Source organism: Fluviicoccus sp. (assembly GCF_030646115.1).
Lineage (GTDB): Bacteria > Pseudomonadota > Gammaproteobacteria > Pseudomonadales > Moraxellaceae > Fluviicoccus.
Genome location: NZ_JAUSMX010000002.1, coordinates 53,257 through 75,041 on the forward strand (window position 1 = coordinate 53,257; position 21,785 = coordinate 75,041).

At 58.4% G+C, this 21,785-nt stretch carries 25 protein-coding genes; 11 read left to right on the plus strand and 14 right to left on the minus strand.

Annotated features, from left to right (window positions below; all coding sequences use genetic code 11):
- Positions 1-57 precede the first annotated feature (57 nt).
- The 3 genes from mapR (at position 58) to Q7T36_RS00295 (ending at position 5,044) form a co-directional block, all read left to right on the plus strand.
- Positions 58-1,467 carry a GntR family transcriptional regulator MpaR gene (mapR, locus tag Q7T36_RS00285; protein WP_304842780.1) on the plus strand — a complete coding sequence of 470 codons (1,410 nt, stop codon included), beginning with the start codon at positions 58-60 and terminating at the stop codon, positions 1,465-1,467.
- Positions 1,468-1,637: 170 nt separating this feature from the next.
- Positions 1,638-2,195, plus strand: coding sequence for a porin family protein (locus tag Q7T36_RS00290; RefSeq protein WP_304842782.1), 558 nt, complete (start codon positions 1,638-1,640; stop codon positions 2,193-2,195).
- A 233-nt stretch (positions 2,196-2,428) separates the two neighbouring features.
- Positions 2,429-5,044 (plus strand): bifunctional aconitate hydratase 2/2-methylisocitrate dehydratase, encoded by a 2,616-nt coding sequence (locus Q7T36_RS00295; protein ID WP_304842784.1) that lies wholly within the window; start codon positions 2,429-2,431, stop codon positions 5,042-5,044.
- 74 nt (positions 5,045-5,118) lie between these two features.
- Here the strand turns inward: Q7T36_RS00295 and Q7T36_RS00300 are convergent, their stop codons facing one another.
- The 3 genes from Q7T36_RS00300 to Q7T36_RS00310 form a co-directional block, all read right to left on the minus strand.
- Positions 5,119-5,472, minus strand: a complete 354-nt coding sequence (locus tag Q7T36_RS00300; protein ID WP_304842786.1) for a lysozyme inhibitor LprI family protein — start codon at positions 5,470-5,472, stop codon at positions 5,119-5,121.
- A 98-nt stretch (positions 5,473-5,570) separates the two neighbouring features.
- Positions 5,571-5,987 (minus strand): type II toxin-antitoxin system VapC family toxin, encoded by a 417-nt coding sequence (locus Q7T36_RS00305; protein WP_370690008.1) that lies wholly within the window; start codon positions 5,985-5,987, stop codon positions 5,571-5,573.
- Positions 5,984-6,229 (minus strand): antitoxin, encoded by a 246-nt coding sequence (locus tag Q7T36_RS00310; RefSeq protein ID WP_304842788.1) that lies wholly within the window; start codon positions 6,227-6,229, stop codon positions 5,984-5,986. Before Q7T36_RS00310 ends, Q7T36_RS00305 begins: the two co-directional genes overlap by 4 nt.
- A gap of 224 nt (positions 6,230-6,453) precedes the next feature.
- Between Q7T36_RS00310 and Q7T36_RS00315 the strand changes: the two genes are divergently transcribed.
- Positions 6,454-7,062, plus strand: coding sequence for a cold shock and DUF1294 domain-containing protein (locus Q7T36_RS00315; protein WP_304842790.1), 609 nt, complete (start codon positions 6,454-6,456; stop codon positions 7,060-7,062).
- 102 nt (positions 7,063-7,164) lie between these two features.
- Here Q7T36_RS00315 and Q7T36_RS00320 read toward each other — a convergent pair whose 3' ends face one another.
- Together Q7T36_RS00320 and Q7T36_RS00325 are read right to left on the minus strand one after the other, a co-directional pair.
- On the minus strand, positions 7,165-7,743 hold the full coding sequence (locus tag Q7T36_RS00320) for a hypothetical protein (RefSeq protein WP_304842792.1): 579 nt from the start codon (positions 7,741-7,743) through the stop codon (positions 7,165-7,167).
- 76 nt (positions 7,744-7,819) lie between these two features.
- Positions 7,820-8,740, minus strand: coding sequence for an alpha/beta hydrolase (locus Q7T36_RS00325; RefSeq protein WP_304842794.1), 921 nt, complete (start codon positions 8,738-8,740; stop codon positions 7,820-7,822).
- Between the two features lie 209 nt (positions 8,741-8,949).
- Here Q7T36_RS00325 and Q7T36_RS00330 point away from each other — a divergent pair, with 209 nt between their 5' ends.
- Positions 8,950-9,492 carry a hypothetical protein gene (locus Q7T36_RS00330; protein ID WP_304842796.1) on the plus strand — a complete coding sequence of 181 codons (543 nt, stop codon included), beginning with the start codon at positions 8,950-8,952 and terminating at the stop codon, positions 9,490-9,492.
- A 51-nt stretch (positions 9,493-9,543) separates the two neighbouring features.
- On the opposite strand, the gene Q7T36_RS00335 is transcribed toward Q7T36_RS00330, so the two are convergent.
- The gene (locus tag Q7T36_RS00335) at positions 9,544-10,542 is read right to left on the minus strand and encodes an AraC family transcriptional regulator (protein WP_304842798.1); all 999 of its coding nucleotides are present in this window, start codon (positions 10,540-10,542) and stop codon (positions 9,544-9,546) included.
- Between the two features lie 151 nt (positions 10,543-10,693).
- Here Q7T36_RS00335 and Q7T36_RS00340 point away from each other — a divergent pair, with 151 nt between their 5' ends.
- The 5 genes from Q7T36_RS00340 to Q7T36_RS00360 all read left to right on the plus strand — a co-directional run bounded on the left by Q7T36_RS00340 (position 10,694) and on the right by Q7T36_RS00360 (position 14,017).
- Positions 10,694-11,575: a MaoC family dehydratase gene (locus tag Q7T36_RS00340; RefSeq protein ID WP_304842800.1), complete on the plus strand. Its 882-nt coding sequence runs from the start codon at positions 10,694-10,696 to the stop codon at positions 11,573-11,575.
- Complete coding sequence (locus Q7T36_RS00345) at positions 11,575-12,882, plus strand: thiolase family protein (RefSeq protein WP_304842802.1); 1,308 nt, start codon at positions 11,575-11,577, stop codon at positions 12,880-12,882. Before Q7T36_RS00340 ends, Q7T36_RS00345 begins: the two co-directional genes overlap by 1 nt.
- Positions 12,883-12,965: 83 nt before the next feature.
- The gene (locus Q7T36_RS00350; protein ID WP_304842804.1) at positions 12,966-13,226 is read left to right on the plus strand and encodes a VF530 family protein; all 261 of its coding nucleotides are present in this window, start codon (positions 12,966-12,968) and stop codon (positions 13,224-13,226) included.
- 54 nt (positions 13,227-13,280) lie between these two features.
- On the plus strand, positions 13,281-13,535 hold the full coding sequence (locus Q7T36_RS00355) for an RNA-binding protein (RefSeq protein WP_304842806.1): 255 nt from the start codon (positions 13,281-13,283) through the stop codon (positions 13,533-13,535).
- Positions 13,532-14,017 (plus strand): DUF1456 family protein, encoded by a 486-nt coding sequence (locus Q7T36_RS00360; protein WP_304842808.1) that lies wholly within the window; start codon positions 13,532-13,534, stop codon positions 14,015-14,017. The genes Q7T36_RS00355 and Q7T36_RS00360 overlap by 4 nt, the downstream gene beginning before the upstream one ends.
- Positions 14,018-14,136: 119 nt before the next feature.
- Here Q7T36_RS00360 and Q7T36_RS00365 read toward each other — a convergent pair whose 3' ends face one another.
- Positions 14,137-16,155, minus strand: coding sequence for an NADPH-dependent 2,4-dienoyl-CoA reductase (locus tag Q7T36_RS00365; protein WP_304842810.1), 2,019 nt, complete (start codon positions 16,153-16,155; stop codon positions 14,137-14,139).
- A 436-nt stretch (positions 16,156-16,591) separates the two neighbouring features.
- Between Q7T36_RS00365 and Q7T36_RS00370 the strand changes: the two genes are divergently transcribed.
- The gene (locus Q7T36_RS00370; RefSeq protein WP_304842812.1) at positions 16,592-17,005 is read left to right on the plus strand and encodes an SseB family protein; all 414 of its coding nucleotides are present in this window, start codon (positions 16,592-16,594) and stop codon (positions 17,003-17,005) included.
- A 92-nt stretch (positions 17,006-17,097) separates the two neighbouring features.
- On the opposite strand, the gene gspM is transcribed toward Q7T36_RS00370, so the two are convergent.
- Genes gspM through gspG form a run of 7 tightly spaced genes read right to left on the minus strand, consistent with a single transcriptional unit; the run spans position 17,098 to position 21,776 of the window.
- A complete protein-coding gene (gene gspM / locus Q7T36_RS00375) occupies positions 17,098-17,550 on the minus strand; it encodes a type II secretion system protein GspM (protein WP_304842814.1) in 453 nt (150 codons plus the stop codon).
- Between the two features lies 1 nt (position 17,551).
- Positions 17,552-18,739, minus strand: coding sequence for a type II secretion system protein GspL (gene gspL, locus Q7T36_RS00380; RefSeq protein ID WP_304842816.1), 1,188 nt, complete (start codon positions 18,737-18,739; stop codon positions 17,552-17,554).
- The gene (gene gspK, locus Q7T36_RS00385; protein ID WP_304842818.1) at positions 18,739-19,749 is read right to left on the minus strand and encodes a type II secretion system minor pseudopilin GspK; all 1,011 of its coding nucleotides are present in this window, start codon (positions 19,747-19,749) and stop codon (positions 18,739-18,741) included. Before gspK ends, gspL begins: the two co-directional genes overlap by 1 nt.
- Complete coding sequence (gene gspJ, locus Q7T36_RS00390; protein ID WP_304842820.1) at positions 19,733-20,389, minus strand: type II secretion system minor pseudopilin GspJ; 657 nt, start codon at positions 20,387-20,389, stop codon at positions 19,733-19,735. Before gspJ ends, gspK begins: the two co-directional genes overlap by 17 nt.
- A 2-nt stretch (positions 20,390-20,391) precedes the next feature.
- Positions 20,392-20,790, minus strand: a complete 399-nt coding sequence (gene gspI / locus Q7T36_RS00395; protein ID WP_304842822.1) for a type II secretion system minor pseudopilin GspI — start codon at positions 20,788-20,790, stop codon at positions 20,392-20,394.
- The gene (gene gspH, locus Q7T36_RS00400; RefSeq protein WP_304842824.1) at positions 20,787-21,356 is read right to left on the minus strand and encodes a type II secretion system minor pseudopilin GspH; all 570 of its coding nucleotides are present in this window, start codon (positions 21,354-21,356) and stop codon (positions 20,787-20,789) included. Before gspH ends, gspI begins: the two co-directional genes overlap by 4 nt.
- Positions 21,357-21,368: 12 nt before the next feature.
- The gene (gene gspG, locus Q7T36_RS00405) at positions 21,369-21,776 is read right to left on the minus strand and encodes a type II secretion system major pseudopilin GspG (protein WP_304842826.1); all 408 of its coding nucleotides are present in this window, start codon (positions 21,774-21,776) and stop codon (positions 21,369-21,371) included.
- Between the last annotated feature and the right edge of the window lie 9 nt (positions 21,777-21,785).

Here is a 21,785-nt window from a genome sequence, read left to right on the forward strand (position 1 = left end):
GGGCATAACCCGCTAGAATCCCCGGAATCCTTGCTGAATCCGGGGCCAGACCCAACCATGAAACGCTACGAGCAGTTTGCCGAGCGGATTGCCGAATTGATCCGCAGCGGCGTGCTGTCGCCAGGACAGAAAACGCCCTCGGTGCGCCAAGCAGCGCAACGCTATGGCGTCAGCCTATCCACGGTGTTCGAGGCGTATTACCTGCTGGAAAGCCGTGGCCTCATTATGGCGCGCCCCCGCTCCGGATATTACGTACGCGAACGGGCGCAGCATCCCCTGCCGGAACCGGCGCTCACCGCCCCGCAAGTGCAAACCAGCGATGTGGATGTCAGCGAGCTGGTGTTTTCGGTATTCGGTTCGCTGAAGGACCCGGACATTGTGCCCTTCGGTTCCGCCTTCCCCAGTCCCGACCTGTTTCCCCTGGCGCGGCTGGCGCGCTCCATGACCCATGCCCTGCGCAACCTGCCGCCCGCCGCCATTGTGGCCGAAATGACCGAGGGCAACGCCGGGTTACGCCGCCAGATTGCGCTGCGCTACACCGGTTGCGGCGTACACCTGCCGCTGGAGGAGCTGGTCATCACCAGCGGTGCCATGGAGGCGCTGAACCTGTGCCTGCAATGCGTCACCGTACCCGGCGATTTGGTGGCCATTGAAGCCCCGGCCTTTTACGCCACGCTGCAGGTGCTGGAACGGTTGAAGCTGAAAGCGGTGGAAATCCCGGTGCATCCGCGAGACGGTATGGACCTAACCTGCCTGGAAGACAGCCTGCAACGGCTACCGGTCAAGGCCTGCTGGTTCATGAGCAGCCTGCAGAACCCGTTGGGGGCCAGCATGGGCGATGAAAAGAAACAGGCGCTTTACGACTTGCTTGTGCGGCATCAGGTGCCCATGATCGAGGACGATGTCTATGCCGAATTGTATTTCGGCGACCGGCCGCCGCGACCAGTGAAAAGCCTGGACCGCGAAGGATTGGTGATGCATTGCGGTTCGTTTTCAAAGTGCCTGGCGCCGGGTTACCGCATTGGCTGGGTGGCCGGGGGCAGGTTTGCCGAAGCCATCCAGCGACTGAAGCTGATGACCACCATTTCACCATCGGTGCCCGCCCAAGCCGCCATTGCCGACTACCTGCAGCATGGCGGTTACGACCGGCATTTGCGCAAGTTACGGCATGTTCTGGAAAGCCAGCAGGAGTCGATGCTGGCTTCGGCGGCGCGACATTTTCCCGAAGGCACGCGGGTCACGCGGCCCATGGGCGGCTACCTGCTGTGGTTCGAATTTCCGGAACCGGTGGACTCCCTGCAATTGTGCCGACAGGCGCTGGCGCAAGGCATCAGTCTGGCTCCAGGCCCCATTTTCTCCGCCACCCGGCGTTTCCGGAACTGCGCCCGCCTCAACTACGGCTACCCGTGGGATGAGCGCAGCGAACAGGCCATGGTTGTGCTGGGGCGCTTGTTGGGGGAGTTTTGAGGTCGGAAAGTCAGGACTGGTTTTGTTCACGCCGCCGGTTTGCCGGGTTTTATGCTGACTCCGTGTGCTGCGCCGGGAGTGATGTTGATTCAGGATGGTCTGGGTTATGATGAAAGCTGGATACGGACATTGTCCGCCATTAAATTAAGCTCAGTTCCGGAGTAAGAACCATGAACCACAAGATCTGGATGATGTTGGCGCTCACCCTGTCAGCCACTGGCGCGCAGGCGGCTGATACCTATGCTGGCGTTGATTTCCTGATAGCGGACTATCAGGAATCCGCGATGAGTGATTCTGTTGCGCCAAAGGCCATTGAGGTCAAGTATGGCATCCAGATGGATCAGAACCTGGGCGTGGAATTCCGGTTGGGTACCGGAATTTCCAATGGCAAGACCTCAAACTTGTTGATTAATCCTCCTTCCGGCCCAAGAATAGTCCCGAGTTTTGAAGCCAGCCTGGATTTGCTGCTGGGGGCATATGGGCGTGCAGCCTTGCCTGTGACAGAAAACTTTCAGGTCTATGCCCTTGCAGGGGTAGCCTCGATTGAAACCACACATATCGTTCCCGGCGTCAATATCACCAACACGGATACTAACTTTTCCTATGGTGCCGGTTTTGCGTTCAAGCCCAATGAAACAACTACGATATCCACAGAGTACATGATGCTGGTGGATAACAACGACCTGCAAATCACCTCGCTGAACCTCGGTTTTGCCATGAAGTTCTAAGGTATGCACCAAGCAGGGACAAGCCCGCCTTGTCCCTGCCCGTTTACTGTGCCGCCGCCCGCCATTGTCTTGCCAAATAACGACTATACCGTTTGCAATATAGCGCTGTTCCTTAACATTTCCACGCAATTCGGCTAGTATTCCGCCCACCGTTTTTCTCCGTCCAAAGCCGGTATGCCCTTTGCATCACCAGCCGGACCGGAACACCCCCGATTGACCAAGAGGAAACCACCGTGCTTGAAGCCTACCGCCAACATGTCGCCGAACGCGCCGCCCAAGGCGTCCCCCCGAAGCCGCTTGATGAAAAGCAGACCGCCGACCTGGTTGCTTTGCTGAAAAACCCGCCCCAGGGCGAAGAAGCCTTCCTGGTTGACCTGCTGGAAAACCGCGTTCCCGCCGGTGTGGACCCCGCCGCTTTCGTGAAGGCCGCCTTCCTGGCAGCCGTCACCAAGGGTGAAGCCGCCTCCCCGCTGGTGACGCCGAAGCGCGCCGTGTACCTGCTGGGCACCATGCTGGGCGGCTACAACGTCGAACCGCTGGTTTCCCTGCTGGACAACGCCGAGCTGGCCGCCGAAGCCGCCACCGCGCTGAAGTCCACCCTGCTGATGTTCGATTCCTTCCATGACGTGGAAGAAAAGGCCAAGGCCGGCAACGCCTTCGCCAAGGACGTGATCCAGTCCTGGGCCAATGCCGAATGGTTCACCAACCGTCCGGAAGTGCCGAAGCAGATCACCGTCACCGTGTTCAAGGTTACTGGCGAAACCAACACCGACGACCTGTCCCCCGCCCAGGACGCCTGGAGCCGCCCGGACATCCCGCTGCACGCCAACGCCATGCTGAAGAACGTGCGTGACGGCATCAACCCCGACAAGCCCACCGAAATCGGCCCCATCAAGCAGATCGAAGCGCTGAAGGCCAAGGGTAACATCGTCGCTTACGTCGGTGACGTGGTCGGCACCGGCTCCAGCCGCAAGTCCGCCACCAACTCGGTGCTGTGGTTCACCGGCGACGACCTGCCGCACATCCCCAACAAGCGTGACGGCGGTGTCTGCATCGGCTCCAAGATCGCCCCCATCTTCTTCAACACCATGGAAGATGCCGGCGCCCTGCCGATCGAGCTGGACGTGGGCAACATGAACATGGGCGACGTGATCGTCCTGAACATCAACCACGACACCGCCGAAGTCAGCGCCACCAAGGACGGCGTGGAAATCGCCAAGGCCCCGTTGAAGACCCCCGTGCTGCTGGACGAAGTCCGCGCCGGCGGCCGTATCAACCTGATCATCGGCCGCAGCCTGACCACCAAGGCGCGTGAGTCGCTGGGTCTGCCCGCCTCCACCCTGTTCCGCCTGCCGCAACAGCCCGCCGACACCGGCAAGGGTTACACCCAGGCCCAGAAGATGGTCGGTCGCGCTTGCGGTCTGCCGGAAGGCACCGGCATCCGTCCGGGCACCTACTGCGAACCGAAGATGACCACCGTCGGCTCCCAGGACACCACCGGCCCCATGACCCGTGACGAACTGAAGGATCTGGCCTGCCTCGGCTTCTCCGCCGGTCTGGTCATGCAGTCCTTCTGCCACACTGCCGCCTATCCGAAGCCGGTGGACGTGCAGACCCACCACACCCTGCCGGACTTCATCATGAACCGCGGTGGTGTGTCCCTGCGTCCGGGTGACGGCATCATCCACTCCTGGTTGAACCGCATGCTGCTGCCGGACACCGTCGGCACCGGCGGCGACTCGCACACCCGCTTCCCGCTGGGCATTTCCTTCCCGGCCGGTTCCGGTCTGGTCGCCTTTGCCGCCGCCACCGGCGTCATGCCGCTGGACATGCCGGAATCGGTGCTGGTTCGCTTCAAGGGCGAAATGCAACCCGGTATCACCCTGCGTGATCTGGTGCATGCCATCCCCTACGCCGCCATCCAGCGCGGTGAACTGACCATCGAGAAGAAGGGCAAGAAGAACGTCTTCAACGGCCGGATCCTCGAAATCGAAGGCCTGGAACACCTGACCGCCGAACAGGCGTTCGAGCTGTCCGACGCCTCCGCAGAACGTTCCGCCGCCGGTTGCTCCATCACCCTCAGCGAGAAGTCTGTTGCCGAATACCTGACCTCCAACATCACCATGCTGAAGTGGATGATCTCGGAAGGTTATGGCGACGCCCGCACCATCGGCCGTCGTATTGAAGCCATGCAAGCCTGGCTGGCCAACCCCAGCCTGCTGCGTGCCGATGCTGACGCCGAATACGCCGCCGTGTACGAGATCGACCTGAACGAGATCAAGGAACCGATCCTGTGCTGCCCGAACGATCCGGACGACGCCAAGCCGCTGTCGCAAGTGGCCGGTCAGAAGATCGACGAAGTGTTCATTGGTTCCTGCATGACCAACATCGGCCACTTCCGCGCCGCCGGCAAGTTGCTGGAGAAGGTGGAAGGCGGTTCGCTGAGCACCCGTCTGTGGCTGGCCCCGCCCACCAAGATGGACGAGCACCAGCTGATGGAAGAAGGCTACTACAACATTTACGGCCGCGCCGGTGCGCGTACCGAAATGCCGGGTTGCTCGCTGTGCATGGGTAATCAGGCGCGTGTGGCTCCGAACACGACTTGTGTGTCCACGTCCACCCGTAACTTCCCGAACCGTCTGGGTCAGGGCGCCAATGTGTATCTGGCCTCTGCCGAGCTGGCTTCCGTGGCTGCCGTGATTGGCCGTCTGCCGACCGTGGAGGAGTACATGCAGTACGCCGCCAAGATCAACAGCATGTCGGCGGATATCTACCGCTATCTGAATTTTGACCGCATGAGCGAGTACACCGCGAAGGCTGACAAGATTGATGTGGCGCAGTTGACTTGAGCTTAGGCTGAGGTTGATTGGTAAAAATAACCCCCGCGAAATCGGGGGTTATTTTTTGGATTCGTGCATTACCATCACGGGTGAAACTCATTTAACTCCTTAATCCGTTGTTGAGCACGAGTGGACATGCATTCGATATACATGGCATTCCGTATCGTCCCATCTGACCACAATGTATAAATGGCTTGGCAGTCCGCTTTGCGGAACTTCACCCACACTCTTTGGGCGTCAATTAACTGCTTTTTCAAATCGGACTTGTCTGTCATGGATGCTTCGTGACTGAATCTATCAATGGCTTGTAATGTGCTCTGGTATGTTTTATTTAACCGTTTTTCAATTTTATCAAGTTCAATCTGACTGCATTCATCTGTGTCAGGTGTGCTATACGCTGTCTTGCAATCTAAGCCAAAAGCAAGGTTGGTTGCCAATATAGAAGCTCATCAATACATACTTCTTCAAGATTGCACTCCTTTTGGAATTTGTTCCGGTAAATGCTAAGGCTAAAGCGGAAATGCGGGACAGAGGGTCAACGTCCCTCCACATCCACCCAATTCTCCACCACCAAGCCCGGAACCCGCCCGAACTCCCGAACATTGTCCGTCACCAGCACCATGCCCAACGACCGTGCATGCGCCGCAATCAGCAGATCATTAGGACCAATCGGCTGCCCCGACATCTCCAGAAAACACCGGATGTCCGCATATTCCCGATCCACACCGCTTTCCAGCGGCAGCACCGGAATCAGTGACAGCAACCGTTCAATCCGCTCAGACAGTGCAGTTGACTGACGCTTGGCGGCTCCCAACCGCAACTCACAGGCCACCACCACGCTGACAAATACCGCTGACTCCCCGACCTCGGAAACCCTTTGCATAACAGCGCCCTGAGGCTGCCGGATCAGATGAGAAACAATATTGGTATCCAGCAGATAGCCCGGCATCATAGCGGTAAGTTCGCCTCGTCTACAGGCAACAGCCCCTCATCCACATCGGGAAAATCCACATCCAAAGGCTCCATCCCGGCCAACATCGCCAGCAAAGATGACTTCTGAACCGGAACAATCACCAGCGTATTCCCTTCCTTGCGAATCAATACTTCATCCTCCACAAATTCAAATTCGCGCGGAATACGGATGGCCTGGTTACGACCATTGCGAAACAGGCGGGCGTGACGTTCAAGGTTCATGACTAGTATCTCAACAGGCATATGTCAAAGCATATGCCTGCAAGGCTACTGCGTCAATTTAATCGGTAGATGAGTCGAGCATCATTTACCTGTAACACCATTATCGTGCCACACACCTTGCCCCTTTTGTTTGCCCGGAATTGAGGACTATCCGGCTTTCCGTTATTCTCGTTTCCGGTAAAATCGACTGCATTCCGCCAACATTGACAAGCAAGGAGAGGCTCTTGTTTAAACAAGGAAAAATCGTCAACTGGAACGATGATAAAGGCTTCGGATTCATTGAGCCCGCTTTGGGCGGCAAGCAGGTCTTTGTCCATATCAGAGCCTTCCCCAGAGGCGCTTCAAGACCTGTGGTCGGAGCCAGCGTTCAATACCAGGAGTCGCTGGATGCCCAAGGCCGCTTGAATGCCGGCAAGGCTCGTTTTCCCCAAACCGGTACTCCGCTTAACGCAACCATGCAGGCATGCCTGGTCAGCTTTTCTTTCCTCACGGCTATTGGCATTGGGGTTGCGATGGACATGCTGTCCCAGCCCGTGCTTTGGCTATACAGCATCATGAGCCTGTTGACCTACGGCAGTTACGCCATGGATAAGGCCGCCGCCAAAAAAAGCGCGCGCCGTACACCTGAAAATTCACTGCATCTGATGGCGTTGCTGGGGGGATGGCCCGGAGCCCTGGTTGCGCAGCAATATTATCGGCATAAAACCAGCAAGCAGCCGTTCCGGACGATATTCTGGATCACGCTTGGGTTGAATGTGGCGGGTTTGGTTGTGCTGGTTTCGGACTCTGGAGCGCGGGTGGTAAAACAGCTTGGTGTCACTCTTATTGGATAATGCAAATCAGTCAATGAAGTTTGTCCAAGGCTGGAGGACAAACCGAAAACGCCGCATGACCTGATTGAATCGTCAACGGCGCTCCGGCTGAAGTTCTCCCTCTCAATTCGGCGCCAGCTTCCTCACCATCCACGACGTAAACGACTGCAACACCGACGCATCATTCATTTTGCAACGCGGGTCGGTCTTCTGTATCGAATGGATCACGTATTCCGGAATCGGCAGCTTTTCGCAGCCATGACTGTCTTCGCAAATCATGTCCCATTCCGGTTTTGCCGCCACATGGCACGCAAAACAGTTCTTGTCGAAGCGGTTGTTGACATCAGCAAAGCCGCGTTTGCGGATCTTCGAACCATTCTTGTCGACATCCAGCTCAAAAAACTCCCAGTCCTTGGTCACCGGGTTGAAGCCGGGCTCACGCTTCACCATCACTTCCGTGGGCACCAACTGCACCACAGAACCCGGAGGGTACACACCACCGGTGGACGACTTGGCAATGGCCAGGGTGCCTTCGAGATTGCCGCTCAGGTTGTCCACGAAAAATCCGCGCACCGGTGTCATTTCCTGCAGGCATCGGAAGGATTTTTCCGAAATTTCGGCAGTGGCGGCCGTGACGTTGACGGCGGAGAGGGAAAGCAGCAAGGCCAGGCTCAGACGGGCGAATCGGGAAGTCGGGGTCATAGAGTTTCCGGATGAGAATAAGTGGAGTCACCTGACTTTGATGCGCCGGGTCGGCCGATGTTACACCCAATTTCAGTCAAACATGCCCGGTTTCCAACCAACGACCGGCCAGTCGTAAGGCTCGGGTGGCCTCTGGTACCAAGGGCGCAAACATCGCAAAGGCATGCCACATGCCATCCCAGACAATCAGTTCGCAGGGCGTCCCCGCCGCCGCACAACGGGTGGCCAGCAGGCGGCTGTCATCCAGGAACACTTCGTCCGAACCGGTATGTACCAGTATTGGCGGCAAGCGATCCACTTCTGCGAACACCGGAGAAACAGCCGGATCAGTGGCAGGGTGCCTGCCAAGGTAATGACGGGCGAATACCCGGTGAATCCATTGGGCGCGATGCCGGTGCCTGCCCGTAAAACCGTCATACAACGCCGGGTCGCGATAGCTGTGCCCGGACAGGCTGAGGTCCAGCCAAGGTGAATGCAGGTATAGGCGCACCGGCTGGGGCATGCCCTGATCGCGCAGTTGCTGGCTCAGGCCCAGGCACAAGCCGCCCCCGGCCGACTCTCCCGCCAGATAGAGCTGCGAGGGATCATGCGTCTGCAGCAGCGCTTGCCAGAACGACCAGATATCTTCCCGGCCTGCGGGAAACGGATGTTGTGGCGCCCGGCGATAAGACGGCAGCATCACCCGGTCAAATTTCCCGGCCAGCATCAGTCGGGCCGCCAGCGCACGGTGGGTTCGCGGATTGCCGGTGTTGTAGCCGCCACCGTGGATATACGCCAGTACCCGGTCACGATGGCGGTTGAGCCGGTGGTTATGGACAGTCACCACTTCCCGCCCGCCTACTGTCGAATGGATAGCAGATGTCAATCCGGGCAGAATCGCTGTCTTCTCCAACAGGGGTTCCAGCAAGGATATCTGGCGGGGATGATGCAAACGGCGCAGCAGGGGATGCTGGGAGCGCAAGAACCATTTGACAGCATAGGCGGAGGGACTGTTCATGACCGAATACTGACCATGCGCCGCAACGATGGACAGTGCCGATGCGGACAGCCCGCATACCGATGGTGACATCTGTTCCAAATTTAGCCTTATTTCGGATAATTTTTCCCTTGATCATTCTTTGGAATCAGCAATTTCACTACTATGGAAAGGCATGTGCAGGAGATGCACATCTTTGTTGATACCTCACCAAGACCAGGAATGCTTTCATGAAAAAAACAGTAGCAGTTATCGCCTTTAGTGCTGTATTGGGAACGCTGCAAGGTTGCGCTACCCCCGCTACCACGCAGGGCATGACCACCACCCGCACCGTTGTCAGCCAGTCGCCTCTGGCCAACAGCATTTCAGTGACCGAAGTGGGCGGCGGCAAGAAGACCAACCCGCTGTGGACTTCGCAAATTTCCTCCGAAGACTTTGATGCCGCCCTTAAGGCATCCCTGAAAGCGGCTGGATTGCTGAGCAGCGACAAGGGCCGTTACACCCTGACTGCCACGCTGGTGGCGCTGGAGCAACCGATGTTCGGTATGGACATGACGGTGACCTCGCACGTGATGTACACCCTGACCGACACGGCTTCCGGCAAAAAACTGCTGGAAGAAACCGTGGTGGCACCGCACACCGCCACCGTCGGTGATGCCTTTGTGGCCATCAAGCGCCTGCGCCTCGCCAACGAAGGTTCGGTTCGTCAGAACATTGACAACCTGATCGCCAAGATTGAAAAACTGAAGGTGGATGGCGTCAGCGTCAAATAAGCTTCTGCTTCAACCCCTGCCGGTTTGCTGAACTCCTTCGTCAAACCGGTTTCACCCCGGCCGCACATATTCCGACGGCGGCACGCCAAACCAGCGTTTAAACGCCCTTCTGAACGCCGTGGCATCCTGATAGCCCAGCGCCAATGCTACCGATTCCACCGTATGCCGCTCCAGCTTCAGCAAGTCCAGCGCCTGCCTCGCCAGTTCCCGGTCCAGCAACTCCTGATAACTCACCCCTTCCGCCTTCAGGTAACGGATCAGCGTGCGCGCAGACACATGAAAATGCTCTGCCAGTTCCGCCAGAGTCCATAACTTGCCGGGATGTTGCCGCAACAGGTGCAGGATGCGCGGGCTCCAGTCCGGTTGTTGCTCGCTGCGGATTTCCTGCTCCAGCTGTTCGCATTGGGCCAAGGCTTGCTGATACACGGTTTTGTCGCGAAACGGATTGGGTTGTGACAGCAAGGCCAGAGGGATGCTCACCCGGTTCTCACCGGACAAAAAGTGACAGGGACTGTGCAGGAAACGCGGATATTCCCCAACATGCACAGGAGCAGGTCCGGCGAAATAATAATTTGCCTCCCGTAACTTGCGGCCAATCACCAATTCAATGCCGCGTTGCACCGTCACCACCATCGCCTCAATGAGGAATTGACCCAGATCGTCGGAGGGCATCTGCAGTTCCAGGCAGATATCCAGGGCGTTTTCCGTAAAGCGCCGTTTCAATTGCACCAGCGGCACGCGCAGGGCATGAAAGCGCTCCAGCGCTTCCCAGGCCTCTCCCAGGGTGGAACTGGACGACAGCAACTGCCCCAGCGGGCCATGGGCGGCAACGGACAAGCGGCTACTGACCTCCAATGCGAAGGTTGGTCGGTTGGCCAACTGCATGGCATTGCGGCCGATCCTGGCCTGTTGCTCGGCGCTGATCAGCAAGTCCAGCGTCATCAGGTCGGACGGCGACAGCCCGGTGCCTTCCAGCAACCGGCGCTGGCCGCTTTCATCCAGCCGCAGTTCACGCGCCAGCAGACGCGAATAGGTGACGGGATACCGCATGATGTCCGCTTCCAGCCTGAAGGATTTCTGAAGACTACTGTAAGGCGGGCGCCGTGTCACTTATTGCATGTCTATTGTCAGCATCTCCCCTTTCATGAATGGCATTTATGGATGATGATCGCCATCATCGACAACTGCGAGTTTTCCTGTCATGTCCGTGCAAATTCCTGTCCGCCTGCTGACCGAACACAAGGCCACCATCAGCGCCATGTTGCTGGGGGGTGCGCGCTCCGTACTGCCCTTCGTCAAGAAAAGCCAGGGCGGTGTCTTCATGAACCGCCGCCTGTCTTCGCCTTCGCCGGAACTGGTGCAGGCCTTCAATGTCTGGGCTGGTGTCGCACGCCCCAGCGGTGACCTGCCGCCGCCGCTGATGGTGGCGCAGACCGCCTTGTCGGTGGTATCAGAGCTGACAGCACAATGCCCCTACCCGCTGCTGGGTGTGCTGAACCAGGGCTTGCGCATTGTCATTCACCAGCGGCTGCCGGTGGGCGGCAAGCTCAACCTGTCGGGCGAACTGGTAGATGCCTCGGATGACGGCTATCGCGCCCGTATCCACTCGCATGTTGAGGTCGGCACCGACAGTTGCCCCAACGCCGTCAGCATTGATGCTTACGCCGCCGTGGTGCTGAAGAAGCGCACCGACAGCGCGTCTTCCAACCGCGTCGAACCCTCTTGGGAAACCATCGGCCACTGGCAAGCCGGGGCTGACGAAGGCGTGAAGTTCTTCCTGCTGACCGGCGACTTCAACCCCATCCACACCCTGCCCGCTGTGGCCCGCCGCACCCGTTTCAAAGGCTGCATCATGCACGGCTATGGCGCGTTCTCGCAGATTTACGCCGCGCTGGAAAACACCGGATGGCAAATCAAGGACATTGAAACCCGTTTCGTGAAGCCGCTGCCGTTGCCCAGCCCTGCGTTGCAGATCCAGATTGCCCGCACCCGCAATGACGAAGGCCGTTTCCCCTTCCGCCTTACCGACGCAGAGGGCAACCTCTATCAAGTCGGCAGCTTCATACCGGTGGAGAACGCCTGATGAGCCAAATTTCTTTTGACCGCCTGCCGGTGTTGGTCGAAGGCGTCCGCACCCCCTTTCTGGACAGCGCCGGGGCCTATTCCCCGTTGATGAGCTACGAATTGGGGGCGCAAGCCATTGCCGGTCTGGTGAAGAAATCCGCCGTGGATACCGGCAAGCTGGGTTTGGTGGTGATGGGCACGGTGCTGCATGAAATCAACACCACCAATGTGGCCCGTGAGTGCATGCTGGCCGGTGGCCTGCCCAGCCGCATTCCGGCCTATACCGTCGCCATGGCGGGCATTTCGCCCAGCGTCGGCGTGGCCAATATCTGCGACATGATTGCCCTGGGCCGACTGGAGATGGGCATTGCCGGCGGCACCGAGAACTTCTCGGACGTGCCGGTGCGCCTGTCACAAAATGTCCGCCGCAGCCTGATGAAGATCCGCCAGAGCCGCTCCACCCGTGACCGCCTGGCCGTGCTGGGTTCGTTGCGCCCGCGTGACCTGTTGCTGGACGTCCCTACCAGTTCCGATTTCACCACCAAGCTGACCATGGGCGAAGCCTGTGAAGCCATGGTGCGCAAGTTCGGCGTCACCCGCGAGGCCAGCGATGCCTTTGCTGCCGCCAGCCATGCCCGCGCCGTCGCAGCTACCGATGCCGGTTTCTATCGCGAGCAGATCCTGCCGGTTTCTGTCGGCAACCTCAGTGTCACCGAAGACAATACCGCTCGCCGCGATACCACGCCGGAAAGCCTGTCGCGGCTGAAGCCGGTGTTTGACCGTGAGCACGGCATCATTACCGCCGGCAACTCCTCCCGCTTCTCCGATGGTGCCGGTGCCTTGCTGTTGTCCAGCATGGGGGCCGCTCGCGCTGCCGGTCATCGGGTCAAGGCTGTGATCCGCGACTACCAGTTTGCCGGGGTGGACAGCCTGGAAGAGGAAATGCTTCTGGGCCCGGCCATGACCATCCCCCGCCTGCTGCAACGCAACGGCCTGACGTTTGCGGACGTGGATGTCTGGGAAATCCATGAGGCCTTCGCCACGCAGGTGTTGATCAACCGCGCCTGCATGGCGTCGCCGGAGTTTGTGGCCGAGCGTTTCGGAGCCGGTTCCCCCAGTGGCGAGATTCCACTGGACAAACTGAATATCTGGGGCGGTTCGCTGTCCATGGGTAATCCCTTTGCCGCCACCGGCGTGCGCCTGTTCATGACAGCGGCTCAGCGCCTGCTGCGTTTCAACCAGCGCTATGCGGTGATATCCACCTGCGCCGGCGGCGGTCTGGGCGCGGCTTTCCTGCTGGAAAATCCTGACTTCGTGAAGGCCTGATCCTCAGGTTTTCATGGTGGCGGCATCCGGTTCTTGATACGCTGTGCGGGTTTTTCCGCCCGAATCCTGATCCCGGAGCCGCCATGTCCCAAGACCCCCTGCACGGTCTGACGCTTGAAGTCATTCTTAACCGCCTTGTGGAATTGTATGGCTGGGAAGAAATGGCCCGTTTCGTGAAAATCCGCTGCTTCAGCAACGATCCCAGCATCAAGTCCAGTCTGGCTTTTTTGCGGCGCACGCCATGGGCGCGAGCGGAGGTTGAAGCGGTTTACTGCAATTTCGGCCATGAAGACTGGCAGGATCTGGAACAGGAAAAGGCGTTGAAGCGCGAGAATCCTGTCTAATGCGGGGTTCTGCCAGTACAATAGCGCCATGTTTGTCTTTATTTCGGAATGCTGATGAAAATCCTGATTCGTAATCTATCGCGTGAAACGACCGAGGCTGAGCTTCGGGCCATGTTTGAGGCCTTTGGTTTGGTGGAGGCCTGCAATCTGGTGATGGACAAGGAGACGGGCAAGTCGAAAGGGTTCGGGTTCGCTGAGATGCCGAAGCATATGGATGCAAAGACGGCAATCAAGCGTTTGAATAACCAGAATGTGAAAGGCAGCGTGATCCGTGTCAAGGCCGCTGATGTGCCGGGAGCTTCCTCATGACCGCGAATGACGTGCTGCGCAGCCTGCGCTATACCCTGAATCTCAGTAATCGCGGTCTGATCGACATCTTCCGTTTGACGGGCTATGAGATGCCGGTGGATGAACTGGAGGCTTTGCTTAAGGCAGAAGACGATGAGGGCTTTGTGTCATGCAGCCATGCGGTGCTGGTGCATTTTCTGGATGGGTTGATCATTCAGCGTCGCGGCTTGCAGGCCGGCAAGCCTTATGAGCCGCCCAAGTCGCGCATACGCTTGACCAATAACGATATTTTGAAAAAAATCCGTATTGGTTTTGAGCTGCATGAGGACGAAATGCTGGATACGTTCTATATGGCCGGGATGGTGGTGACGAAGCAGGAACTGGCTGCTTTGTTCCGCAAGGAAGGTCATCATAATTATCGGGAGTGCGGCGACCAGTTTCTGCGCAATTTCCTGAAGGGACTGGCGATTCGGTATCGGCATGGAGAGGAAGGCGCGAAGTAGAGCTTCGCACAGGATGCCTAGCATGAAGCTTGAGTGATGCCCATGTCAGGACAGAAATAAGGGAACCTGCCGCCGAGTGTCAACTAACCCACCCGGCGACAGGCCTCCCATTTACCCCCTCAAACCGTAGCCGCCAACCTCGCCCCCTGGCCAATAGCCCGCTTCGCATCCAGCTCCGCCGCCACGTCCGCCCCGCCAATCAAGTGCACGGTCTTGCCCATGGCCAGCAGCGCTGCCTGCAACTCGCGCTGCGGTTCCTGGCCTGCGCAAATCACCACCGTATCGGCCGGTAACAGTTTGTCCACTCCGTTCACCGAAATGTGCAAACCCTCATCATCAATCTTCTTGTACTCCACCCCGGTCACCATCTGCACCTGCTTTTTCAACAGCGCTTCCCGGTGAATCCAGCCCGTCGTCTTGCCCGGCCCGGTAATCTTCTTCGCCTTGCGTTGCAGCAACCACACCTCGTGCGGGCTGGGGCTCACTTCCGCCTTCACGCCCTCAATGCCGCTGCGCGCCTCCAGCGTCATGTCAATGCCCCACTCCTTGCAGAACTCGGCCACATCCAGGCTGGAAGGCACATGGCTATGGTCATGCACCAGATACTCGGCGGTATCCATGCCGATACCGCCCGCCCCCACAATCGCCACGCGCTTGCCCACCGGCTTCTTGTCACGCAGCACATCCAGATAACTCACTACCTTCGGATGATCCAGCCCGGGAATATCCAGCTTGCGCGGCACAATGCCGGTGGCCAGCACAACTTCGTCAAAGTCCTTCACATCTTCAGCCGCCACACGCTTGCCCAGCGACAGCTTCACTCCGTTCTTGTTCAGCATGGTGCCGAAATAACGCATCGTCTCGTTGAACTCTTCCTTGCCGGGAACCAGCTTCGCCACATTGAACTGACCGCCAATCTTGGTGTCGGCATCAAACAACGTTACGTTATGGCCGCGCTCTGCCGCCACGTTGGCGAAGGACATCCCGGCCGGTCCGGCGCCAATCACCGCAATGTTCTTCGGCTTGTCAGTCTTGACATAGATCAGCTGGTCTTCATAACAGGCTTGCGGGTTCACCAGGCAGGTGGACTGCAGCAACTGGAAGGTATGGTCCAGACAGGCCTGATTGCAGCCGATACAGGTATTGACCTCTTCTTCCTTGTTGGCAGCCGCTTTCTTCACCCAGTCGGGGTCGGCCAGCATCGGGCGCGCCATGGAGATCATGTCGGCATCGCCACGGGCAATAATGTCCTCGGCATGGCTGGGCATGTTGATGCGGTTGGAAGCGGACACCGGAATATTCACGGCTTCCTTCACCTTGCGCGTCACCCAGGTAAACGCACCGCGCGGCACCATGGTGGCAATGGTGGGAATCTTCGCTTCGTGCCAGCCGATACCGGTATTGATGATGTTGACCCCGGCCTTTTCGACTTCCTTGGCCAGCGTAATCACTTCCTCAAAGGTCTGGCCGTCCGGCACCAGGTCCATCATCGACAGGCGGTACACCAGAATGAACTTGTCGCCCACACGGGCGCGGATGCGACGGATCAGTTCCAGCGGGAAACGCATGCGGCGCTGGAAGTCGCCACCCCACTCATCATCACGCTCGTTGCCGCGCGTGGTCAGGAACTGGTTGATCAGATAGCCTTCCGAACCCATGATCTCAATGCCGTCATAACCGGCGTGTTGCGCCAGCGCGGCGGAGTTGGCCCAGTTGTCCAGTTCGTTCTCGATCATTTCTACCGTCATTTTTTGCGGCGGAAAAGGATAGATCGGCGACGGCTTGCCGGAGGGGGAAACATTCATGGGGTGGTAGGACTGACGACCGGCATGCAAGGTCTGCATGCAGATGCGGCCACCGGCATCGTGCACCGCTTTGGTGATCACGCTGTGCTTTTTGGCTTCATCTTCGTTCGTCATCTTGCACATGCCGGGGCCAAGCACGCCGGTTTCAGAGGTGCCGATGCCGCCGGTGATGATCAGGCCAACGCCGCCTTCGGCGCGCCGGGCAAAAAACGCCGCTTGGCGTTCGGGGGGGAATTCTTCAAGACCGGTGTGCATGGAACCCATGATCACGCGGTTGGGCAAGGTTACAAAGCCAAGGTCGAGGGGCTGTAACAGGTGCGGAAATTGGGACATGGCAAACCTCAGCAAGCGCTTGTTAGGGTTGCCCGACAATATCCGCATCACTCAGCTTAGACAAGGGGGAAACATGTATATCGGGTTCGCATTTGATTCGCGTTAACCGATGGCTTCTGCTGCCAATGAAACAGTAGCCATTGCTTGTCTTTCAGCAGTGTTTACAGCTCAACAGCATCATCCACATAGTAGTCACAGTCATCGGCCAGAATCAGTTCGTCTTCCAGCAGTTCTTCACGCCATTCCACAAATTCCATCATCATTCTCCTCGGGTTTGTCTGAATCGTAGTTAATCCTCAAGCAATGAATGTGCCATGACAGGCCCATTGCAGTTTCATGAATGGATAAGCCCTAGTGTTACAGGGATGAATAAGGTTGACTGCCATGGCTTTGCTGCATTAGCGTTATGGTTTGTAAATGACGCGGATGTGGTTTCATGAAAACCGTTTATGTGAAGCGCGATGAAAGCCTGAAGGACCTGTTTTCCGTGTTCCAGGCGTCTCCCACACCAGCTAACCGCCAGGCATTGTATGCCGTGCTGACGCAGGCGCAGGTGTATGTGGGGTCGCCGTTGATGGATGCGGATATCCTCAAGGGTGCCGGGGCTTCTCCGGCAGAACACAAGCTGCCGTTGATGACGGCGGTGGCGAAGGACGGCTCCCGCGCGGTGGTGGCTTTTTGTGACGAGGCGTCGTTGCGCCAGGAAAACCGCGACCTCTACCCCATTACCTTGGAGGCGAAGCAATTAATGCGGATGGCGCTCAACGAAGGAGTGGATGCGCTGATGCTGAAGCAAGGCGATTTCTGGCTGGGGGTTCCGAAGGCGGATTTGCAGCGGCTCGTCGGTTAACTATCTGAATCATGGATTTGTAGGTCGGGTTTCAACCCGACAACTGTCCTTCGATCGGAGAGAGTTGTCGGGCTGAAGCCCGACCTACAGGTTCAGCGGCCAAACACCAGCCGCACATTCAGGCCCTTATCGGTCTGTTCAAAATGCACTTCCTCTGATTTCACACCCTGCCGTTCCAGGGTATCCAGCCATGCCGCCACCTTGGCAAAATCTGCACTTTCCAGCCATACCCGCACCCGTGTGCCGTCCGGTTCAAAGCGCTGCATGGTCACGCCCTGACCCGCTGCTGCGCTGCTGACCATGTCCACGACCGAGAGGCCGCCGTTGCTGAGGCTGCCTCCGGCCAGTTGCGGAGCGGAGGCCTGTAGCCACGTCAGGGTGTCGCGCTCCTGCATGGCCTGCTGCTGAGCTTTGTTGGCGGCCTTGTTCAGGGTCCAGCCCGCCAGCCACACCAGTGCGGCGGAAATCACGGCCACCATGATGAAAAGCGCCAGGCGGTCACGCGGGGGAAGACGCTCCAAGGTTTGTTTCAGATCAGCCAGCATGTCAGGAACTCTCGCTTATTCGCAGTCGGCCGCGCACACCGTCGCCCTGGCTGTTGGCGCTCAGGGTTTCGCTGGTAATGCCCAGTCCGTTCAGTTGTTGCCGCAGGCGGTCCAGTTCACTCAGGCTCAAGGCATCCACTTCCAGCAACAGGCCGTTGTCATCAAAATCAATGCGGCGCGTGTTCCAGTTGCCCTGCCCCAGCACCTCGCCCACACGGGTCATCAACGGCATGAAACCGGCCTGCCGGCTTTCCTTTTCCACCAAGTGCGCTTCCGCCTGGCGCCGCAGGTTGACGATGCGCTGTTCATCGGGAAACCAGCCGCGATAGAGTTGTACGGCCTGTTCCTTGTGCATGGCCGCCTGTTTCTTGTAGTGCATCAGCCGCAAGCCGTCATACATGAACTGTACGCCCAAGGCCACGGCCAGGAAGATGGCGGCGTAACGCCAGTGGCCGGACAGCGAGGTGGCTGTCTTTACCGCCTGGTCGCCCTGCAACAGGTTCATCGGGTGGCGGGCGTTGAGCTTGCTGAATTCTTCCGAAAACTGCAGGGGTGGTAAAAAATCCACTTCCAGCGCTTCACCTTTGGTGGCCAGCCAGCTTTCAATTTCCACTGGCACATCCCCGTAAACGCGCACCGAGGCCGGAGCCTTTTCCTGCCAGGCCGTCTGCAGCAGGCTCAGGGCATTCACGGCCTCCAGCCGCAATCCTGAGTAAGCGGACAAGCGCAGCCAGCAGTCCAAGGCATCCACAACCAGTGACCAGCCGTCGGGATTGGCGGGAATCAGGAAAATATCTGGAATGGCGGCCTGCAACTGGCAGTTGGCGGCCTTGAACGGCTCCAGCAGCGTTTGCAATTGCTGCTGGTCAATGGCGACGACTTCGACATGGGTGTCACTCACCGGCTGAAAGACGCCGTGCAGTTTTTCCACCGGAGTCAACGCCTGGTCTTCCAGCAGATAAAGCACCTCGTCGGCGCCGATTTGCCGCAATTGCTGGCGGGAAACCGGCAGGGTCGACATGATGCAGGCGGTGGTGGGCACCAGCAGCACAATGCGGCGTGTTTCGGCATTGGCTGACATCAGCGCTTCCAGGTCGGCTTCAAACAGCGGGAATGTGCCGGCGTCGCTTTGCTGCCAGCCTTCCCAGCGTCCACCCAGTGCAGTGATACGGATAAAGAGGGTTTCCATTACGGATTATCTTTCTTGTCGGATGATTCAAGGGTTGCGCCGGCTTTCCATTGCCGGCTCCAGTCACGGTCCAGGGTCTTGATGCCGTCGTCACCGCGTTGCAGTCGGGCGGACAATACCCGCCGCCGGCCGTCAATTTCAGCTTCGGCGAGCACTTCAAAATAATCGGATTTGACACTCAGCATTTGTCCCAGCGCCTGGCGTTCTTCACTGCCCAGACCGCTGAACCCCGGCTGTTGCATAAAGTTGTCAATGGATCCGTAGCCTTCGGAGGGTCGGGTTTTGCCCATCTCTTTGGCCATGTTGAAGCTGATACTATCACTTAATGACGCAATCAGCATCGGATCGGCGGTGTTGACGTTGATGGTTGTTGCAGCGGGCAGCGTTGTCACATAAGGGGCGATTTTTTCAACAGCCTCCGCCGTGTAACCCCGCAGCAATGACAGTTCGGAAATACTGACCATGGCGCGGTTGGCGTTACGGTAGGCGGGCTTCAGGCGCAGGTACCAGTCTTCTTCCGCGCCTTCGCTGTCATAGGGCAGGCTGTCAGGGTCCAGCCAGTCAATAACCGGTGAAGCCAGTCCGGGCGAAAGGCCGGCCTGCTCCAGCAAGCGCTGGTAGATACGCAGCGCGGACATGTTCACCTGATTGTCTTTCCACAGGGTATTGAGATTGAATTTGCCCTGCTGGTCAATCAGCCGCGCCTGCACCGCTCCGCCCTCTACCGGAAACGGCGGCACCCGCCTTGCCCAGTCTTCCGCCAGGCTGTCCTGGGCCTCACCGCCTTTTTGCTTGTCGTTGTCCAGGTCTTCCTGCAAGACCGTGCGCGCCAGGGTTTCAGCACCCAGTGTGTAGAGATAGGCCTGGTCCTGGGTAAACACGCTGGCCGCCCGTTGCAGCAGGGATTGCTGGGCCTTGATCATGGTCACCGCCAGGATACTGGCCATGGCCACCACCAGCAAGACGGTCAGCAGCGCGACGCCGCCCTGACGCTCAGGGTTGTTCGCCATTCTTGCTCACCTCCAGGCTGTCCGGCAGGCGGAAGATGCGGCGTATTTCCCCCCAGGGTTTTACGCTCATGATCCATTCAACGCCGGTAGGCATGACCGCCAAGGCATCCGGGTTGTTGCTGTACTGGCTGTTTTGGGAAGGCCATTCGGTTTCCTGTTGTCCGGCAGCGGTGGTCAGGCGGATTTGCAGGCCTTCCACGCCTTCCAGCAGCATGCTTTTGCCGGGCTCCATGCCGCGCTCGCGGTCCAGTTGCGACCAGGCCAATCGCCATAATTCACCCTTGGCATTGACTTCATAACGCACGCGCTGCAATTCACTGCGACTGGCCTGCAACGGATTGGGCCAGCCTTGCCGTGAAAACTCCAGGATGTTGTTGCGCAGGGTCATCGCGCCCACGGCATCGCCATAGTCATTGCGCACCGGACGCGGCACGGCCTGCGCCATGTCCCGTTGCAGGATGATGAAGGCTTTTTGCAAGCGGATCAGGTCGTTGTCATGGACTCTGGCGGCATCTCGGGTGGCAATGGTGGAAGCCAGCAAACGATAGCTGCCCACGCCCAGCATGGCGAAAATTGCCACCGCGACCAGCAGCTCCAGCAGGGTGAATCCACGTTCGGTGCGGGTATCGGACCGGAACATGATCAGTTGACGCCCGTGGTTTTCGGGCGCTCCAGAAAACCGGTGAGGCTGGTCAATACCGGGGAGTCCTGCATCATGTTGTCGCTGGCCTCGCGCACCGATACCTCAATGCGGCGCATGGCCGTTGCCGTGGTCGGTGAGGTCTTGACAATAATATCCCACTGGCGGCCGGCCATGGGCGAGCGCCCGCGCTCTTCACCGGTATCCGGCCAGGCGCGGCGCAACTGCATTTCCGTAATCTGGTTCAACGCCACCCAGTGAGCGAAGGTCTTGTCTTCAATCTGGCGGCTTAACGTCAATTGGGATTCGTTGACACGAAGCAGTGCTACCGCCGCTACCGAAAACACGGCCAAAGCCACCAGCACTTCCAGCAGGGTGAATCCCCGGGAACGGCACATCATGGGGCAGCTCCGGCATCCGGGTTACGCAGCAGATTTCCAATGTCGTCCATTTTCAGTTTTTCGGGAAGAACGCCTTCGGCGCTGACTTCAAGGAGTGTGGCCGTGGATTCGCCACTGGAGAGCAGCAGCATTTGAGGTTTCAGCGCTTCTTTGCCTCCCTTGCCTTGCAGGGGGCGAGCGTCGTTTTTGCCGTTGCCGGCAGGAGTTTCGGCTGCGCTGATTTCCAGGATCACCTCTTCCGGAAGCTTGTAGTTGGCAAAAGCCGGATTACCGCTGGGCAGCCACTGCCGGCTCTCATCATCGTAAACCAGAAACTGGTAACCGTCTTCTGTGGCTAGCAGTCCGTACTGTTCATTGTCATTGATGGCCGAATCCTGGGCCAGGCTGATGGCTTCTTCCAGCCGGTCGGCCTCACCGGCCACCACCCGCGACGGATCGCTGGGGTTGGCGGCCAGCAAGACGATGCCGCTGACAATACCCATCAACAAGACCACCAGCAGCACTTCAATAAGGGTGAAACCCTGATGACGGCCGGGGAAGGTAATGGATTGAGGAAGTCCGGCCACTATGGCTTGGCCTTAATCGCTGTAAATATCAGCGTTTTCACCTTCACCACCTTCCTGCCCATCGGGTCCGAAAGAGTAAATGTCATATTTCCGGCCGCTGCGGCCCGGAGCAACATACTGGAACGGGCTGTCCCATGCATCGCTGGGCAGGCTCTTCAGGTAAGGACCGTTCCAGACCTTGGCCGAAGCGGGTTTGTTCACCAGCGCATCCAGCCCTTCCTGGGTGGTGGGGTACTTGTGGCTGTCAAGCCGGTACATTTCCAGCGCATTGCCGATGCTGCCCAGGCTGGACTTGGTGGTGGATATCCGCGCCTGTTCATCCTTGCCGATCACGTTCGGCACAATAATGGCGGCCAGAATGCCCAGGATAACAACCACGACCATCACTTCGATCAGGGTAAAACCGCGCTGCTTCAACATAGGGGACCT